Origin of the sequence: Acrocarpospora catenulata (genome assembly GCF_018476525.1) — a bacterium.
Taxonomy (GTDB): domain Bacteria; phylum Actinomycetota; class Actinomycetes; order Streptosporangiales; family Streptosporangiaceae; genus Acrocarpospora; species Acrocarpospora catenulata.
Map to the genome: position 1 here is coordinate 1 of NZ_JAHCST010000085.1, position 17,573 is coordinate 17,573.

16 protein-coding genes and 1 tRNA gene are annotated in these 17,573 nt (G+C 67.3%); 6 read left to right on the forward strand and 11 right to left on the reverse strand.

Features of this window, described 5'->3' with window-relative positions:
• Window positions 1-256: 256 nt before the first annotated feature.
• From KIP79_RS42625 to KIP79_RS49905, 6 genes are all read right to left on the reverse strand, one after another.
• Entirely contained in the window at window positions 257-1,579 is a 1,323-nt protein-coding gene (locus KIP79_RS42625) for a VCBS repeat domain-containing M23 family metallopeptidase (protein WP_214110754.1), read from the reverse strand.
• A gap of 477 nt (window positions 1,580-2,056) precedes the next feature.
• On the reverse strand, window positions 2,057-2,524 hold the full coding sequence (locus KIP79_RS42630; protein WP_214110755.1) for a winged helix-turn-helix domain-containing protein: 468 nt from the start codon (window positions 2,522-2,524) through the stop codon (window positions 2,057-2,059).
• Between the two features lie 547 nt (window positions 2,525-3,071).
• Entirely contained in the window at window positions 3,072-4,259 is a 1,188-nt protein-coding gene (locus KIP79_RS42635) for a helix-turn-helix domain-containing protein (RefSeq protein WP_214110756.1), read from the reverse strand.
• Between the two features lie 202 nt (window positions 4,260-4,461).
• Window positions 4,462-4,537 (reverse strand) — tRNA-Ala (locus KIP79_RS42640).
• A 316-nt stretch (window positions 4,538-4,853) separates the two neighbouring features.
• Window positions 4,854-6,299, reverse strand: a complete 1,446-nt coding sequence (locus KIP79_RS47990; RefSeq protein ID WP_214110757.1) for a vWA domain-containing protein — start codon at window positions 6,297-6,299, stop codon at window positions 4,854-4,856.
• A 101-nt stretch (window positions 6,300-6,400) separates the two neighbouring features.
• On the reverse strand, window positions 6,401-8,896 hold the full coding sequence (locus KIP79_RS49905) for a helix-turn-helix domain-containing protein (RefSeq protein ID WP_214110758.1): 2,496 nt from the start codon (window positions 8,894-8,896) through the stop codon (window positions 6,401-6,403).
• A 66-nt stretch (window positions 8,897-8,962) separates the two neighbouring features.
• Between KIP79_RS49905 and KIP79_RS42655 the strand changes: the two genes are divergently transcribed.
• Window positions 8,963-10,036: a phosphotransferase gene (locus KIP79_RS42655; RefSeq protein WP_214110759.1), complete on the forward strand. Its 1,074-nt coding sequence runs from the start codon at window positions 8,963-8,965 to the stop codon at window positions 10,034-10,036.
• Here the strand turns inward: KIP79_RS42655 and KIP79_RS48000 are convergent.
• From KIP79_RS48000 to KIP79_RS42675, 4 genes are all read right to left on the reverse strand, one after another.
• The gene (locus KIP79_RS48000; RefSeq protein WP_214110760.1) at window positions 10,033-11,487 is read right to left on the reverse strand and encodes a SpoIIE family protein phosphatase; all 1,455 of its coding nucleotides are present in this window, start codon (window positions 11,485-11,487) and stop codon (window positions 10,033-10,035) included. The two genes, KIP79_RS42655 and KIP79_RS48000, sit on opposite strands and share 4 nt — an antisense overlap.
• Window positions 11,488-11,490: 3 nt before the next feature.
• A complete protein-coding gene (locus KIP79_RS42665; RefSeq protein ID WP_214110761.1) occupies window positions 11,491-12,156 on the reverse strand; it encodes a class I SAM-dependent DNA methyltransferase in 666 nt (221 codons plus the stop codon).
• 623 nt (window positions 12,157-12,779) lie between these two features.
• The gene (locus KIP79_RS42670; RefSeq protein ID WP_250214781.1) at window positions 12,780-13,187 is read right to left on the reverse strand and encodes a DUF4279 domain-containing protein; all 408 of its coding nucleotides are present in this window, start codon (window positions 13,185-13,187) and stop codon (window positions 12,780-12,782) included.
• Between the two features lie 103 nt (window positions 13,188-13,290).
• A complete protein-coding gene (locus KIP79_RS42675) occupies window positions 13,291-14,433 on the reverse strand; it encodes a CobW family GTP-binding protein (protein WP_214110763.1) in 1,143 nt (380 codons plus the stop codon).
• Between the two features lie 73 nt (window positions 14,434-14,506).
• Here KIP79_RS42675 and rpmG point away from each other — a divergent pair, with 73 nt between their 5' ends.
• Genes rpmG through rpsN form a run of 4 tightly spaced genes read left to right on the forward strand, consistent with a single transcriptional unit; the run spans window position 14,507 to window position 15,448 of the window.
• The gene (rpmG, locus tag KIP79_RS42680; protein WP_214110764.1) at window positions 14,507-14,671 is read left to right on the forward strand and encodes a 50S ribosomal protein L33; all 165 of its coding nucleotides are present in this window, start codon (window positions 14,507-14,509) and stop codon (window positions 14,669-14,671) included.
• Window positions 14,668-14,913 (forward strand): type B 50S ribosomal protein L31, encoded by a 246-nt coding sequence (locus KIP79_RS42685; protein WP_214110765.1) that lies wholly within the window; start codon window positions 14,668-14,670, stop codon window positions 14,911-14,913. The genes rpmG and KIP79_RS42685 overlap by 4 nt, the downstream gene beginning before the upstream one ends.
• Window positions 14,913-15,149 carry a 50S ribosomal protein L28 gene (gene rpmB / locus KIP79_RS42690; protein ID WP_214110766.1) on the forward strand — a complete coding sequence of 79 codons (237 nt, stop codon included), beginning with the start codon at window positions 14,913-14,915 and terminating at the stop codon, window positions 15,147-15,149. Before KIP79_RS42685 ends, rpmB begins: the two co-directional genes overlap by 1 nt.
• Window positions 15,149-15,448, forward strand: a complete 300-nt coding sequence (rpsN, locus tag KIP79_RS42695; protein WP_214110767.1) for a 30S ribosomal protein S14 — start codon at window positions 15,149-15,151, stop codon at window positions 15,446-15,448. The genes rpmB and rpsN overlap by 1 nt, the downstream gene beginning before the upstream one ends.
• 189 nt (window positions 15,449-15,637) lie before the next feature.
• Here rpsN and KIP79_RS42700 read toward each other — a convergent pair whose 3' ends face one another.
• On the reverse strand, window positions 15,638-15,943 hold the full coding sequence (locus tag KIP79_RS42700; RefSeq protein WP_214110768.1) for a hypothetical protein: 306 nt from the start codon (window positions 15,941-15,943) through the stop codon (window positions 15,638-15,640).
• Window positions 15,944-16,401: 458 nt separating this feature from the next.
• On the opposite strand from KIP79_RS42700, the gene xynA reads away from it, so the two are divergent.
• Window positions 16,402-17,406 carry an endo-1,4-beta-xylanase XynA gene (gene xynA, locus KIP79_RS42705; protein ID WP_214110769.1) on the forward strand — a complete coding sequence of 335 codons (1,005 nt, stop codon included), beginning with the start codon at window positions 16,402-16,404 and terminating at the stop codon, window positions 17,404-17,406.
• Window positions 17,407-17,573 lie beyond the last annotated feature (167 nt).

The following is a 17,573-nucleotide window of genomic DNA, read 5'->3' on the forward strand; positions in this document are numbered from 1 at the left end:
ACCGCGGGCCCGTGGATCCCCGTCAACCCGGCACGACAGCCGGGCCACAACACTGACCCGATCACGCAATCAACGCTCAGCCGGACCATTCAACCGACCACGGGAAGATCACGAAAGATCCAGGTTAGCGCTTCGGCTTCTTAGCCCCGGTCCGATCTTCGGACCGGGGCTTCTCATTAAAAAGAGAAGAGCCCCCGGCACGAGACCGGAGGCCTTCCCGCTAGGAGCTATTTATCGGCTATTGATTGCAGTGGTATCAGCCGAAGTTGCCGGAGAATGGAACGTCGCCGTTCCAGCCGCCATGCATGGCGCCGTTGATGATCATGGAACCGAAGTTGACTCCATTCTTGACGTACCAGTACCCCGTACCACCAACCGGGCGATAGATACCCGCATCGGAATACCCATCGCCGTTGAAGTCGGCCACTACCGGAACATCCTGCGCCCAGCCGCCATGCGTTTGACCCCACATCCAGGGGATCTGCTGGCCATTGGTGCCATTGATGAAGTACCAGTAGCCGGTACCGCCGACCGAGCGCCAGACACCGAAGTCGGCATACTTGTCGCCGTTGAAGTCGCCTACGAGCGGGACGTCTCCGGGCTGGCCGAAGTACGCTCCGTAGGTGGCAGTGGGCTGGCCGTTGGTGCCGTTGATGATGTACCACGTACCGTTGCGCCACACACCGAAGTCGGCGTAGCCGTCGCCGGTGAAATCGCCGACCACCGGGATGTCGCCTGGCTGACCGAACTGCGTGCCCCAAATGGCGAGGTGCGCACCGTTTTGGCGACCGTCCATGACATACCAGGTACCGAAACCATTTTCGATGCGGTAGATGACGAAGTCAGAGATTCCGTCACGGTTGAAGTCGCCGGAAAGCGGGATGTCTCCCGCCCAGCCGCCATGCGCCCAACCGTTGACTGCGTACGTGGTTGCGTTTGTACCATCGTTGCGCTTGACGTACCAGTAGCCAGTGCCGTTGATGACACGGTAGATGCCGAAGTCGTCCAGGGGGACCTTGGGACCCATCTGGCCAAGACCGCTGCTGCAATCTGCCCCCGTGAACGACGTACCGCTCCACGTTCCGTTGCCGCCGTTCGGACCGGTTGGCGTCAGGTCAGGTGCTCCGCAGATGCGGGTGCCGTGTGCGGTGTCGAAGGGGATGACCGAGCTGTTGTAGCAGTTCGAGGCACCCCACATCTGGAAGTGAATGTGGGCGAGGTTGTTGTTACCTCGGTTACCGGCCGCAGCGACCGTGCCCACCAGCTGACCCGCCGTCACCGAACCGCTCGTGATGGAGCTGTCGATGTGGGTGAGTGTGTAGCTTCTGCCTCCTGCGATGTTGACACACAGGTTGCCGTAGCTGGCCTGGTAGTAGGACACCGTGCCGCCAATCGGGGCACGAACGTTCCTCCCGGCAGCAGAGTTGTTGCAGCCCGCGCCGGTCAGGTCGAGTCCGTACTCCGATGTACCCGTGTGGGAGACGGGTCCGTTGTATCCCTGACAGATGTTCCACGTCTGTCCGAGGTCGAACGGCGGCAAGATGTCACCGGTGGCCGCCTTCGCGGGACTGGTATTCATGACGATCAGACCCCCTGTTAGGAGGGTCAGTACTACTGCGAAGATCAGGCCACGCCTGCCCCGCGGTGGTAATATCGCCGCTTTCACGACGATCCCTTCTCGGGTAGGTACTACGCTTCCCTAACCCGGCTCTTTATTCATGTTTATGAATAGAAAGCTGGATAGGGAAGCGCAGGATTGGACAATATAGCAAAAGCAGGTACTAGTCAACGGTTTGATCGCTTTCTAACAAAACCCCCTTGCGCAGGGTTCGCCTTCTTTGGCGATGAACAATTCATCGTGATCCATGAACGGATTTACTGCGGATGGGGCAAACTTTCCCGTGTCCCAGATTGGGGCAGGTGAGACGCATCTTGGTCTCTTGAGCTGGTATGCAAGGCCCCAGGGCAAGCCCAGAGCGATCTCGATCTGGCCAACGAAGAAGACAGCCAGCCCAGTGAGAGATCAAGATCACCAGGCTGGATCATTTGCATGGGACTATCCAGTAGCCCCCGGCCAGTTATCCTCATGCTCGACGAACGTCCCCTTGCAGGGGACGGTAAATACCCAACTCAGATCGCGCAGGAGAGCCATAGCTTGCCGGACGGTGCCCCGGCTCACTTGATAGCATCTGGCGAATCGGTCTTCGCTGGGGAGCTGGTCAAGGGGTAGAAACGTTCCTCCCCGGATATCGGAGATGATCTCATCAGCGATTGTCCGGTAGATGGATTTCCTGCGGCAAGGCACAGGTGAGAGACGGCTGGAGCGCTGGCCGACGAAGGTCCCGTAGCCCTGCGCCATGTAGGCCAGGCTTTCATTGCGGAGAACTCTCACTGCCCTATTGGCAGTTTTGAGACCGACCCCGTAGCGCTTCGCGATCTCCTTTTCGCTGGGGAGCATGTCGCCGTCTTTGAGTACCCGGCTCTTGATCTGCGCCCGGAACATGTTGGCGATCTGCTGGTACATCGGCAGTGGTCCTTCCCGGTCCACCTCTGTATCGAGGGGAAACGCGAACACACTCACTCCAATCAGGGGGTGACCATCAAAGGGATGCCGTGACGGCGCGCAGAACGGGCCTCGCGAAGGTTGCGCTAAGAGGCAACAGAGGATGACGGACGGGCCTGGTCCATTGCCCGGTAGCGCAACGCGATGTGACGAGCGCTGGTCGCCGGATTGGTAGCCGGGACCCAAAGGTAAATCTTGTAACCGGTTCGGACGTCTGTCTTCCCAGCCCACCAGCTGTAAAAGTGGCCGTCGGTCCACACCACTAGTTCCGGGCGCACGGATATGAGCGCGATGAATTCAGCCGCCCGCACGTGCCCGACAATCCCCAGATTCTCAAGCTGGTGTCGCAACCGCTCGGCGGCTCTGGCCGCAGCAAGGGCCGGATTTTGGTACGCCCATTGGCCGGCTGTCCGGGAGCGCGTGTCCGTCATGGACAATACGTTGGCGCTCGGCCCTTAGCCTGTCAGTGGCACTCTGCCGCGCGGCCCGTGCCGAAGTACCACAGACCTTATAGGTCCAGCCCCATGAAGTCGGCGAGGTCGCGCATCTCATCGGTGAGGGTGCGGCGCTTGCCCGTGATGGTGGCGAGAATGTCATGGGCGTAACGCTGGTGCGGCAGCCATTCGGGAGCATCCCACCGAATCCTGGACAGAAGTTCAAGCGCCTGCCCGTACTGCCGCAGCTGCACGTGGGCATAGGCGACATCGAGCAGATGTCGGTTGAGATTGTCGCTGGTCGGATTCGCTGCCTGCGGAATCTGTTGTGCTAGCCGCAGCGCTTTGGCGGGGTTGGCATCGATGATGGCGTTCTCGACGTTCTTCATCTGAACGGTGGCCGGGCCGAACGTGGTGAAGTACTCGTGGTAGCTGCCGTGTTCGCGGCCGATCCGGACTGCGCCCGCGAGCGCCAGCCGCATGAAGTCCTCGGCTTCGGACGCGCGGTTGTCACGAATGGCCGCCGCAGAGCCACGTAGCAGCAGCCACCCCCAGGCGGCGACCTCCCGGTCGGTGGCGCGCGACATCCGGGGTTCGATGCGGTCCGCCCACAGGGTGGCGAGCTCCCGCGCCTCATCCAATTTGCCCTGGCGCAGCAGGAGCCAGCACTGGGTGATGACAGCGGAAGCCGCCTCAATGTCGTCGCCCGTGTCCTGGGCATCGCGCAGGGCAATGCCCAGAGCAAGCTCTGAGGCCTTGAAATGGCGGGTTTGCGTGGCGAGCGAACCGACGACTTGCATGACACGAGCGCGCAGTGCCAGCGCCGTACTTGCCTCGTCTTCTTGTGCAGCCACAAGCGCGTTGGCTTCGGTCACCAGCGGGAGCAGCACGGTGGCCAGCTCGCGGTAGTTGTCGAGGTGGTAGAGCCGTACGGCTGCTGTCACTGCCGAATCAAGACCGCCCGTTGTTGGCAGGGGATCGCCTGTCGCGTCATCCTGGCCTGTCATGGCACGCATGACTTGCTGCCACTGCGGGTCAGTTACGCTTCCCGCCACGCTTTGACGCTCACCTATGAGCGTGGTAGTCGCGACACCAAGGGATTTGGCGATCTTCCGCAGGGTTTCCAGCCGGGTGTCTGGCCGTTCCCCCTGCTCGATCTTCCTGATGAGGGAGAGCGACACGCCTGCCAGCGATGCCAGTTCACTTTGAGTCAGGCCACGCCGCTTACGGGCGGCAGCCAAGCGATCCCCCAGGGAACTCATGGGTCAATTGTTACGCTCCGGCACCCCCGGTGAGCAACGGCTGGCTCGTTGTCGCGGAGCTGGACCAACGCCATGCTGAGAGCGGGTCGGGCGCGGACGCTCACGGTGGAGTAAGGGGGCGGAAGACGGCTTTTGGGTGGTTGGACCTTGGCTGGCTTGCTCGACCTAGCCCTAGAGGGCCAGGGTTCGAGTAAGACAGCCATGGTGGAGCTATGGGGACTCGAACCCCAGACCCCCTCCATGCCATGGAGGTGCGCTACCAGCTGCGCTATAGCCCCTTACCCAAACACCGGACCGAACCTCGATCGCGGTGCCACGCCAGTGTATAGGACACCAGGCACCTGGCTGTAATCGTTAGTTCCACGCTCGTGCCCCATGCGATCGGGCACCCGAGTCAGCCCTTGCCGCTTGCGCACCTCCGCAAGCTGCCATCCCTGCGCCTCCTCGGTTAGCCGCCGGGTCTCCGCGTCAAACCGCTCCCCCCACCTGCGGTTTCGATCGCCCGCTCAAGATGCCCGCTGTCACGCCACCGCCGGATACCGCTCACTGGCCCCATCCTGTCACGCCGCTTCGGCCCAGGTTTGCGGAATCGGGTCAGCTCAGTGAGGCGGTGCGGGTGAGGAGGTCGGCGAGTTCGGCTACCGCGGGGTCTTCGGTGGTGGTGGCCAGTTCGGTGGCTCGGGTGGTGAGGGCGGGGAGGGGGAGGTGGGTGAAGGTGTCGTGGGTGCGGAGGTAGTCGGCCAGGGCGGCGGCGAGGACGGTGACCTGGAAGCGGGGGGAGGTGGTGGTCCAGAGGTCGGGGGCCAGGGCGGAGGTGTCGAGGGAGTGGGAGACCTCGGCGGGGCGGCGGGTGTCGGGGTCGAGCCAGCGGACGGTGATGGTGGCGAGCTGGCCGGTGGCGTCGGGGCGGAGGCGGACGCGGTAGAGGGCGGTCACCGAGTGGCCGGGGCCGACCTCACCGCCGTCGCGGGAGTCGTCGCGGAAGTCCTCGGCGGCCAGCGCCCGGTTCTCGTAGCCGAGCAGGTGGTAGGAGTCGACCACGCCGGGATTGAAGGCGACCTGGGCCTTGGCGTCGCGGGCGCGCAGGTCGAGCGTGGTGGGAAGCTGCTCGACGAAGGCCTTGCGGGCCTCCTCGGAGGTGCTCACGTAGATGGCCGCGCCGTCGCCGTTGTCGGCGAGTTGCTCCATCAGCGTGTCGCCGTACTCGCGGCCGACCCCGACCGTGAGCAGCGTGATCTGCTTGCGGGAGTACTCGGCGACCCGGTCGAGGATGGCCTGCCAGGAGGTGGAGCCGGTGTTGGCCAGCCCGTCGGAGAGCAGGATGACCCGATTGGTGGCGACGGAGCGGAACTCCCGGGAGGCTTCCTGGTAGCCGAGGACCAGGCCGCCCTCCAGGTTGGTGGAGCCCTCGATGCCAAGCGAATCGATGGCGCGGTGCAGTTCGGCGCGTTCGGCGACGGGAGTCATCGGCGCGACCACCCGCGCCTGCTCGCTGAAGGTCACCAGGGCCACCTGGTCACCGGCCATGAGCTGGTCGACCAGGGCGTGCAGCGCGTCCTTGACCAGGTCCAGGCGCCCCGGTTCGCTCATGGACCCGGACACGTCCACGACGAAAGTCAGGCTGGCCGGGCGGCGTTCGGCGTTCCCGGCGCGCCGGGTGCTCATGCCGATCCGCACCACCGCCTCCCGCTCCCCGAGCAGGGCCCCGTCCGCGTGAACGGCGAACCCGTTGCCCTCCGGCTCCGGATAGTCCTGCCGGAACGCGTTCACGAATTCCTCGGTCCTGATCTGCGACGCCTCCGGCCACCGCCCCTCCTGGATGGTGCGGCGGGCGTAACCGTACGAGGCGGTGTCCACGTCCAGCGCGAACGTGGACACCATGGAGGCCGGGGGAACCTCCCTGGGCGCGAGGTTGGGATCGGCGGCCTGCGCGGGCGCGGCGCGCTCACCGCGGTCGGCCGGTTCGGACCCGCCGCCCCCGCAGGCCCCCAGGAGCAGGGCGGAGATCACGAGTAATGGCGCGGCCAGACGTGCCTTCATGGTTCGCCTCCATCTGCAACGGTGTTCTCCCCCGTACGACGAGAGGTCCGGCGGAAAGGCCGGTCGCGTCACCCAAGCGTCGGCAAACCGTACTCCCGGTGTTATTCGGCGAGCAGTTCCGCGAGCGCGGCCCGATCGTTGACGCCGGTCTTCTCGTAGACCGCGTAGAGCGTGTTGGCCACGGTCCTGATCGACAGCACCAGCCGTTCGGCGATCTCCCGGTTGGTCAGACCCCGGGCCGCGAGCACCGCGACCTCCCGCTGGCGCGGCGTGAGCCCGGGCACCTCAAGGTCGAGCAGCGCGCTGGTCCGTGCCCCCTGGCAGCGCCGGGTCAGCGTCCAGGCCCGCGTCTCGGCCGCCCGCGCGCCGCGCGCCAGCCCTTTCTCCCGGTACGCCAGGGACGCGCGGGCGGCGGCTTCGGCCGCGAGCAGGGGCATGCCGAAGGATTCGAAGCCGCTGGCGACCTCGTCCAGCTCGGCGGGGGTGGTGGCGGTGGCATGCCGTACCAGGAGGGGGTAGAAGGGACCTTCGGCGGCGAGGGCGGTGAGGCGGTCGGCGGCCAGGGTTGGGTGGCCAAGACGGACCACGTCGTGCAGGCCGATCATGGCGTAGCCGGGGAGGGGGCAGTCGGCGACGGTGAGCGCGGTCGCGACGGCGCCGATGAGGTCGCCCCTGGCCGCGCGGGTCCAGGTTTCGGCGATCCGGAGCGGGATCAGGGCGTGCGGGCCGGTGGGGATGACCGCGGCGGCGGCGCGGCGCAGGGTGGCCTCGGCCGCGTCCACCTCGCCCAGCAGCGCCTGCGCGTGCGCGAGCTCCCCCAGGCAGGGGCCCCCGAAGCTGCTCCGCTCCGGCAGCAGCGCGGCGGCCTCGGCGGCCGTGTCGAGCGCGGCCCTGACCTCGCCGCGCAGCCGGAGCACCTGCGCCGTGTAGGCCCCGAACGTCACGCTGGACCGGGCCCAGCCATCCTCGCCGCGTCCGTGCTCGGCCAGCCGCCCCGCCTCGGCCAGGTCACCGGTGAGCAGGGCGTTCCGCAGCCGAGACTCGATCAGCGAGGCCGTCATGCCGATCGGGACCTCCTCCAGATCGGTCATCAGATCCTCGATCCAGTGCCGGCACTCGCGGACCCGCCCGGCCGAGCTCAGGATCATCGCGCGCGTCACCCCGCCGGCGATGCGTCCGCGGCGCCCCGGCGGGCCTAGCCGCTCGGCCGCCTCCAGGCGGCGGATGGCGTCGGCGGGGTCGCCGGCGAGCGCGCTCACCGCCGCGCCCACGAACAACAGCCCCTGCCGCGCCTCCATGGTGAGATCGTCACCGTCGGCCGCGTCCAGCACGGCCATGGCCTGGTTCAGCCGTCCCATGCCCTGCAGCAGGTTGAACGCCCGGGCGGCGGCGTAGTCCACCCGGCGCTCGCCGGTGATTCCGGACTCGGCCAGCTCCCGGAACACCTGCTCCGCCTCGGTGTACCGGTCGGCGTAGGCGAGGATGGAGGCGAGGCTGAGCCGGATCGCGAAGCCGCCGCCGGACTCGATGGCGGCCCTGGCCAGCCGTTCGGCCAAGGCCAGGTCGCGGACCGCCCTGGCCTGGTCGGCGGCGCGGGCCAGCAGGCCAGGGTCGCCTGGTGCGCCCGCGTCCAGCCGCCAGACGGCGACCCGGAGCACGTCCTCCCGGCGGCGCATGCCGGTCGGCTCGGTGAGGTCGGCCAGCCGCCGGAGCACCGAGCGGGCGCGCAGAGTGCCGCACGATTCGCGGATGACCTCGGCGTAGAGGGGGTGGGCCAGCCGGGCCTGGAGGCGTCTGCCGTCGGCCCGCACGGTCACCAGTTGCCGGGTCTCCAGGCGTTCCACCACGTCGGGCGGGCCGAGCACGTCCACGCCGAGCGGCTCCCCGTACGCCAGGAGGTCGAGGATGTCGCGTTCGGGGTCGGTCAGCTCGCCGATGCGGGCCGCGACCGTCTCCCGCAGAGTGGCGGTCAGCGCCAGCGGGCCGTGCCAGAGCCAGAGCCCGCCGACGTCCCTGAGCACCCCGGAGAGCACGAGTTCCCGCAGGTAGAGCGGGTTGCCCTGGCTGGAGCGCCAGAACCGGGTGAGGGTGGCCTTCTCGATCCGGCCACCCAGCGCGGCGGCGAGCAGTTGCTCGGTCTCGGCCAGCGTGAGCGGCTCCAGGTCAAGCCGGGGCACCAGGTCGTCCTTCCAGAGCGCGACCACCGCGTCCGGGGCGGGGGCGCCCGCGCGTACCGTGGCCAGCACCCGGACCCGCCCGTCCAGCACCAGCCGGTGCACCAGCGCGGCCGAGACCGGGTCGAGCAGGTGCGCGTCGTCCACCACCAGGGTGGCGGCCTCGATGGCCGGGGCCGCCCAGCTCAGCGGATTGCCGGCGGGCGGTTCCTGCGGCAGCAGGTGGGCGAAGGCGCCGAGCGGAATCTCGGCCGCCGAGGCGGTGGCCCGCACCCAGGCGACCCCGGGCTCCTCGGCCACGGCCCGCTCCACCAGGCGGCTTTTGCCCGCACCGGCGGGGCCGGCCACCACCAACCCCCGGGAGGCAGACCGGAGCGCGGCCAGCGCGGCGGACCGGCCAGCGAAAGGCCATGAGCTCGGCACAGGCCCGACAGTATTTGAGTAGGCCCTACTCATGCGACCCCACCTCGGCCCCCACACCATCGGACCATGAACATGACGCTGACCGCCGACCTCACCGAGCTCGTCCGGGAGAGTCTGGGCGACCCGCGGGCGGAGATCGCCGAGCAGCGGGTCGAGCCGATCCACCATCCGACCCACATGCTCTCCACCGCCGGGCTGTACCGGGTGCGCGGCACCACCACGGCCGGACGTGCCTGGTCGTTCGTGGTCAAGTCCGTGCAGTCGGTTAAGCACTGGCCGGGCCTGGACACGGTGCCGGAGGCGCTCCGGGCCGATTTCGTGGCCGGGTTCCCGTGGCGTACCGACGTGGACGTCTATCTGGCCGACGAGCCGCTCCCCGCCGGCCTGCGCCTGCCACGGTTGCACCGGTTGGACGATCTGGGCGAGGACCGGCTGGTGATGTGGCTGGAGGACGTCGACGCCCGCCAGGACCGGTGGGACATCGGGAGGTACCGGACGGCCGCGCGGCTGCTCGGCGAGCTCGCCGCCGCGCGCCGGGTAGGGGACCCGGGCCCCGACCTCGGCCTGCACGCGATCTACCAGGGCCCGATCAGCCACCTGTTCCTGCCCGCCTTCGCCGACGAGGCGATCTGGCGCCACCCGCTGATGCCCGGCCCAGACGACCCGCTCCGTACCGATCTGCTGACAATGGCCGACTTCATCCCAGAAGTACTGGAAACCCTGGCCCGGCTCCCGCGTACCCGCTGCCACGGTGACGCCAGCCCCGCCAACCTGCTGGTCCCCCTGGACGACTCGGCCGAATTCGTGGCCATCGACTGGAGCTGGGGCACCCCCACAGCGGTCGGCTTCGACCTCGGGCAACTGCTGGTGGGCCAGTTCCACGACGGTGTCGGCGATCCCGCCGAGTTGCCCGCCATTCACTCGACCATCCTGGAGGCGTACACGACGGCGCTCGGCGGCGACCCCGAGCAGGTCATGCTCGGGTACGTCGGGGCGCTGACCATCCGCTCGCTCTGGATGGCCCTCCCGATCGAGCGGCTGTCCGACGAGCCGGGACCCGAACTGGCCGACCTGTTCCGCAAACGCGTCGCCCTGGCCCGCTTCATCACCGGCCTCGCCCGCCGGTACGGCTTCGCCTAGATCGGAAGCGAGAACCAGACCGTCTTGCCGCCCGCCACCCGGCTGGTCCCCCACCGGGCCGCGAGCTGGCTCACCAGGTAGAGCCCGCGCCCGTCCTCGTCGAGATGGCCGGGCTCGCGGAGCACCGGCATGCGGTGGTCGTCGTCGCTGACCTCGCAGAGCAGCACGTCCGTACGGAGCAGCCGGACCGTGATCGGCCGGGGTGTGGTGCGCACCGCGTTGGTGACCAGCTCGGAGGCGAGTAATTCGGCGGCCGGAACCAGCCGCCCCAGTCCCCACCCCTCCAGGGTGCGCCGGACCAGGCCGCGCACCCGCCCCGGTGTCTGTACCTGCGGCTCCAGCAGCCACTGCGCCACGTCGTTGCTGGGGATGCCCTCGAACTTGATGGCCAGCAGGGTCACGTCGTCGACCTGCCCGTCCGGGATCACCGTGTCGCAGAGGTCCTCGATCGGGCCGCCCGCCGAGAGCTTGCGCCGCAGCCGCTCCACGCCCATCAGGATGTCCTCGCCGCGCTCCTCCACCAGGCCGTCGGTGTAGAGCACCAGCATGCTGCCGTCCTGGGCGGCGATCTCGGTGGTCTCGAAGGGGGTACGTCCCAGCCCGATCGGGGCGCAGCTCGGCGGGGCCAGCACCTCGGCCTTGCCGTCCGGGCCGACCAGGATCGGGGGCAGATGCCCGGCGCTGGCGATCGTGCACCGCCGCAGCACCGGGTCGTACACGCAGTACACGCAGGTGGTGATGGTCTGGGCGGCCAGCCGCTGGGCCATCTCGTCCAGCGAGTGCAGCACCTGCTCGGCCGGCAGATCCAGCGAGGCCAGGGTCTGTACGGCGGTGCGGAGCTGGCCCATGATCGCCGCCGCGTCCAGCCCGTGACCCATGACGTCGCCCACCACCATGGCCACCCGGCTTCCCGGCAGCGGGATCACGTCGAACCAGTCCCCGCCCACCCTGGCCGCGGCCGGTTGGTACCGGAACGCGATCTGTAAGCCGGGCAGGGCGGGTGGGCGGCCCGGGCGCATGCCGCGCTGGAGCGTTTCCACGGTCTCCAGCTGCTGGCGGTGCAACCGGCCGTGGAAGATCGTCAACGCGGCCGGGACGCCGAGCTGGCCCGCCAGCTGCACATCGGCGTCGTCGAACGGGGTCCGTTCACGGTCCCTGGCCAGTACGGCGTAGCCGATCGCCTTGCCGTACGCGCGGAGCGGGACGACCAGCAGCCCGTCCACCAGGGCGGGTTTGACCAGTTCGTCGGCGGTCCAGCGCAGCGGCAGGCGGCCCCGGGGGTCGATCCGGTGGGCCGTCGCGCCGCCGTCCAGGTAGACGGCGGCGCCGTCGGCCAGCCGGGGCACCGCTGCTTCGCAGAGCAACCGGACGGCCTGCTCTGGATCGAGGCTGTCCCCGATCGCCCGCATCGCCTCACTGAGAAAGGAGAGCGAGTCCCCGTCCCATGACACGGTTCAGAACTGGTTGCGCCGGCAGTTGAGGAAGAGCTGGATCTCCGGGGGTGCCTGGGTGGTGGCCGGGGCGTAGGAGATGTCGGTCTCCAGGACCACGGTGAACCCGGCCTCCTCGATCACTTGGCGGAGTTCGTCGCGGAGGTAACCCGTCACGCGTACGGGGGCGCCCAGGAACTGAAAGGGCACGTCGTCGAGGTCGATCTCGACCATGCTCAGGGCCAGCACGCCGCCCGGGTTGAGCACGTCGTGAATCTTCTTCAGCGCGGTGACGATCTCGGCGCGCGGGAGCATGAGCAGGACGAAGAAGGCCACCACGGCGTCGAAGCGGCCGAGGGAGTCGTCCAGGTCGGTGACGTCGCGGAGGAGGAACGTGCCTTCGGGGACGTTCTTGCGGGCGAGGTCCAGCATGACCGGGGAGATGTCGAGCCCGACCACCTCGCAGCCGGCCTCGGCGAACTGCTGCGCGGTCGGGGAGCCGGTGCCGCAGCCGACGTCCAGGACGCGGGCGCCCGGCTGGAGTTGTTTGATCAGCCACTCACCGGCGGCGATCTGTCCTTCCTTGTGGGGGAAGGCGTCGTCGTATCGGGAACCGATACGGTTGAACGCTTCAGCCTGTAGCGCGCGGTACTCCTCGCGGGAGCTTCCCGAACCAGATTCAGTTGTCATCTATGCCGCCATTGTGATCAGCCGTCGCCTGCCCACTCTTAGATAGGGGCCCAACGCACATAAGTCAAGATATAGCGACGTAAATTCAGAATTTCGTCACTACGACATGCGAAGTTAGCCCTTACACACCCAAACTGGACAGTCAACTTTCCGGTCAAGTGTACGCTCGCCGCCCTAGACTACCCTCTCCCCGGCAATTCGGACCCTCTCTCACGTATCCCAGTTACGCAACCCTCCCACCACGGATCACAAGCACCCCCACCCCACCCGAAAAACCACACAATTTCCCACAAACCGCCCATATTCCCACCCTCGAACACGACCCCGGCAACGCCGACTGCCAGGGCAATCGCTGCCGGCGCTCCGCCTCTGGCCGAGAGGCGTGAGTCAGTGAGTCGTGCCGTGGCAGGCGGGTCCACCTGACGTCTCGCCCGAGCTCCTGTAAGAACCGGGGTGCCAGACAGCCTCGGAACTCGGCGGCCAGGACGCCCTGCGGCGCCTCGACGGGCCCGCATCCCCCGACCACACGGCCAGACGAGCGAACCTTCGCTCGAAAGCTCGCGGATATTTCAGGGTCGCCGAAACGCAACCTCTTCGCGCCAAGCTTGACCGGAACGCGCGGATCATTCGTAGTAGATGTACTGATCAATGTCCACGGCCGCACCGGCGACGGCCAGCCATTCGATCAGCTCCGCCTCCAGAACTATCCCTTTCTCAAAGACATTATCCGGATCACGAAACTCCTGAACGACTACCAGGCTTGCTTCCCAACCACCCTCCGTGGCCAACTCCCTGATGACACGAGCCGTAGGGAGCCCCCAGGACATCAGCTCGTTCAGCGCGCCATCGGGACTTCCAACGATGTTCTTCGGCCCGAAGCACACCTTCCAGGAGCTGAACTTGCGCGGTCGTCCGCTCCTCGGCGACGTCTCGCCGACTCTCCACACTTCGTCGGGAGTTCTGCCGACAGCACGGGTCACCGAATCAGGATCCCCTGAGTCACTGACCAGTCTTAAATACACACGAAACATCCTCTACCAGTCCCCGGTCGAGGCAAACAAGGCCGACATCGACGCTCGGTCGGAACAAGCGATGACACTCAATTATTCATGCTCCGAACTTTGACGGCCGGTTTCAGGCGATCTCCTTCAGATCGAGGATGAGGGCGAACGGGTTGTCATAGCCGACCCAGGTGCCGGGGCCGGCTCCTTCCTCCTTCTTGGTCAGTAGGCAGGAGTCGAGCAGTTGGTGGATGCGGCCGTGGTCGAGGCCCGGGCCGGTGAAGACCAGGTGTTGGACGCGGTCCCCACTGATCGGATGCCAGTCCAGGGTGGCGGCCATGCGGCGGGCTGGGGAGATCGTGTCCCAGGCGGTCTCGGGTAGTGCGGCCAGCCAGGGTCCGGTGTCCTCCAGCCAGACGACTCCCGCGACCGCGTCCCAGGCGAGCAGCCGGTCGGGTGCGGTGGGCAGCCAGAATCGGCCGCGTGAGCGGACCGATGAGGTGACCAGTTCGTCCATCGCTTCGAAGAGACGGGTGGGGTGCAGTGGGTGGACACGGCGCCACACGACCGTGGTGATCTCCTCATCCTCGGCGTCGCAGGGCAGCTGGGCGGTGGCGGGGTCGACGCGTTCGGCCAGCTCCGCGGTGCACAGCGCGGCGCCGGTGACGTGCGGCAGCGTGCCGATCTCGTGTATCGGCGTCAGGGGGGCGAGGTGGGCGACCACCGCCCGGGCGAGGCCGGTGTCCTCCTCGTCGCCGCCGTGCAGTACCAAACCCGTGGCGTACTCGAGTTGGGTGGCCAGGACTCCAGCCAGGTAGCGCGGGTCGCCTCCCGCCGCTTGCTTGCCGACCCCCGCGAGGCGATCGCCACGGGTGATGTCGATGGGCATGCGTTCCGCGTCGAGGGCGGTGAGCACGCAGGTCAGCCGCAGGATGTCGCGGGTTTCGGCGCAGCCGATCGCCTCGGCCACCGCGCGAGGTTCCACCGAGTCCCACAGGTCCACGATCAGCAGGGAGGCGCCGGAGGCCAGCTGCAGCAGTTGCGGCAGCAGGTCCTCGCGGATGGTGCAGGTGACGCAGCCGTGCGCGAGCGACACCTCGGCCAGGTCGATCAAACCCGTCCTGTCCCGGACGATCCGGCTGACGCGGTCCTCGCTGATCGTGCTCAGGTCGTGGTGCACGGCGATCGATCCGGGGTGGTCCTGCAGCAGCCGGTCGACGGTGGCCGTGCGGGCCGAGGCGTACAGGCCAGCGATGAGGACGACGGGGGTGGACACGAGCCCTCCAGTTGCGAAAATGAAAACGATTGTCGTTATCATGGCACAGCTTCTCGACCGAAGGGCATCCCACTTGGCCAGAAACGAGCTCCGCCCGGTGATCAAACTCCGATCGACCGCCGGGACCGGCTACACGTACGTGACCACCAAGAACCGGCGCAACAACCCGGACAGACTCACCCTCCGCAAGTACGACCCGACCATCCGCCAACACGTGCTGTTCCGGGAGGAACGTTGAAAAAGGGCATCCACCCCGGCTACCACCCGGTCGTCTTCCGCGACCCGGGCGCGGACTTCGCGTTCCTCACGCGGTCCACGATCACCAGCGACAAGACCATCGAGTGGACCGACGGCAACACCTATCCGGTCGTCGACGTCGACGTCTCCTCCGCGAGCCACCCCTTCTACACCGGCCGCAACCGCGTCCTGGACACCGCCGGGCGCGTCGAGCGGTTCAACCAGCGCTACGGGAGGAACTGATGTCCGCCCACTGCCAGCTCACCGGCGTCAAACCGGTCTTCGGCAACAACGTCTCCCACTCCCATCGGCGCACCCGGCGACGGTGGAACCCCAACATCCAGCACCGCCGCTACTGGGTGCCGAGCGAGGGTCGTTTCGTCCGGCTGGCGCTCAGCGCCCGGGCGATCAAGACCATCGACAAGATCGGCATCGAGCAGGCCGTCGCCCGGATCCGCGCCCGGGGAGAGCGAATCTGATGGCCAAGAAGAGCAAGATCGCGGCAAACGAGCGGCGCAAGGTCATCGTGGCCCGCCACGCGGCGCGGCGTACGGAGTTGAAGGAGGTCATCCGTACCGGCACACCGGAACAGCGGGCGGCGGCCGTACGGGAACTGGGCCGGCAGCCGCGGGACGCCAGCGCCACCCGCGTGCGCAACCGCGACTCCGTCGACGGACGGCCTCGCGGCCACCTCGGCAAGTTCGGCCTCTCCCGGATCAGGTTCCGGCAGCTGGCCCACCGGGGCGAACTCCCCGGCATCACCAAAGCGAGCTGGTAGCCATGGCCGGGTCACCCGCCCTGATTCCCCTTGGCGGGCGACCCGGGGCCTCGCCAGCCGGTCGACCTCGGAATTCGCCACCACCAGACCAGCGCTTTGCCCGAATGGCACCGGCTTCGGGAAGAAATCACGTTGCCGGTGAAGACGACGAGTATCTGCCGCTTTGCCGGAGGTCGAGCAATGAACTGATCAGTGAGGTGGAGTCCAGTGACCATATCTGTCGAACATCATCCGCATCCGAATCACACTCACGTGCATGGGGCCGGGTGCGGGCATGTCGCCGTACCGCATGCCGATCACGTCGACTACGTGCACGACGGTTGCCTGCACCGGGTGCACGAAGATCACATCGATGAATGCGAGCCGGCGGGGCACGTCCCTCACGGTGACCACGATCACCAGCACGGGCCTGGCTGCGGACACGTCGCCGTACCACACGGTGATCATGTCGACTACGTCCACGACGGCCACCGCCACGCCATCCACAACGGGCACTGGGACGAGCACTGAGCCGGCCCCGGCACACCTGCGCGCAACACGGCCGAAAGTCTTCGAAACTTTCGGCCTCGGCGCCCAGGATTTGGCTCGTTGAACAGAGGCTTTCATTGGCCGACTGCACACTTGATCAGCCAGACAGGACGAACTACCAGGCAAAATGCCCGCTCAATGAATCCTGAATCAAGATCAAGTTTCGGACATATTTCCGAAAGTTGTTGACAGTTCGACGAACTCAGACACATACTCTCGCCATCGACAGACCTCAAACACTGTCGATCCGGGTCACCCCCCGCGACCTGGTCCTCCGGTCGTCGACCCCATGACGGCCGGTCACTCCGCCGCGTCGTACGGCGCCTACGCGCGGCGGCCGTCATCCTGTGCCACCGACTGCTCCCGTCGGGTCGTATCACGCTGCCCGGCCTCCCGGCCGGCCCTCAGCAGGAGGAAGCACGCACATGAACGACGCCCCCGCCCGCCCGAAGCGCCGCAGACACGGCCGCACCAGACTGTTCATCGGCGGCGCCTGGGCCGCAGCGCTGGCCCTGATCACGATGATGCCCGGCGTCGCCCACGCGGCCATCACCACGAACCAGACCGGCACCAACAACGGCTACTTCTATTCTTTCTGGACCGACAGCCAGGGAACGGTCTCCATGGAACTGGGGTCCGGCGGAAACTACAGCACTTCATGGCAGAACACCGGGAACTTCGTCGCCGGTAAGGGCTGGAGCACCGGCGGACGCAGGGCCGTGACCTACTCGGGCAGCTTCAACCCGTCAGGCAACGCGTACCTGACCCTCTACGGGTGGACGAGAAACCCGCTGATCGAGTACTACATCGTCGACAACTGGGGCACCTACCGGCCCACCGGAACATTCAAGGGCACCGTCACCAGCGACGGCGGCACGTACGACATCTACGAGACGACGCGCACCAACGCGCCCTCCATCGAAGGCACCAGGACCTTCAAGCAGTTCTGGAGCGTCCGGCAGTCGAAGAAGACGGGTGGGACCATCACCAGTGGCAACCACTTCGACGCATGGGCCAGCAAGGGAATGCAACTGGGCAGCCACGACTACATGATCCTCGCCACTGAGGGCTACCAGAGCAGCGGAAACTCCAACATCACGATTGGCGGCAGCACCGGTGGCGGCGGTGGCGGCACCACGCCGCCTCCGAGTGGCGGTGGCGGCGGCAGCTGCACCGCCTCGCTGTCGGCGGGCCAGCAGTGGAGCGACCGCTACAACCTCAACGTCTCGGTCTCCGGCTCCAGCAACTGGACGGTCACGATGAACGTCCCGTCCCCCGCCAAGATCATCGCTACCTGGAACATCAGCGCCAGCTACCCCACCGCCCAGCAACTGGTCGCCAGGCCCAACGGCAACGGCAACAACTGGGGTGTGACGATCCAGCACAACGGTAACTGGACCTGGCCGTCGGTCTCCTGCAGCGCGAGCTGACCCCCGAACACCCGAAACACCGCACCATTGGCGCGGCGGCCCCTGGCCGCCGCGCCACGCCACTGCCGGCAGATGGCCACCACGCGCATCACGAAGATCAGACCGCGGGGGCGGGCTTGGCGGCATCACCCAGGAGTCGGACCGATCGATCGGGCCTTGGCGAGTCG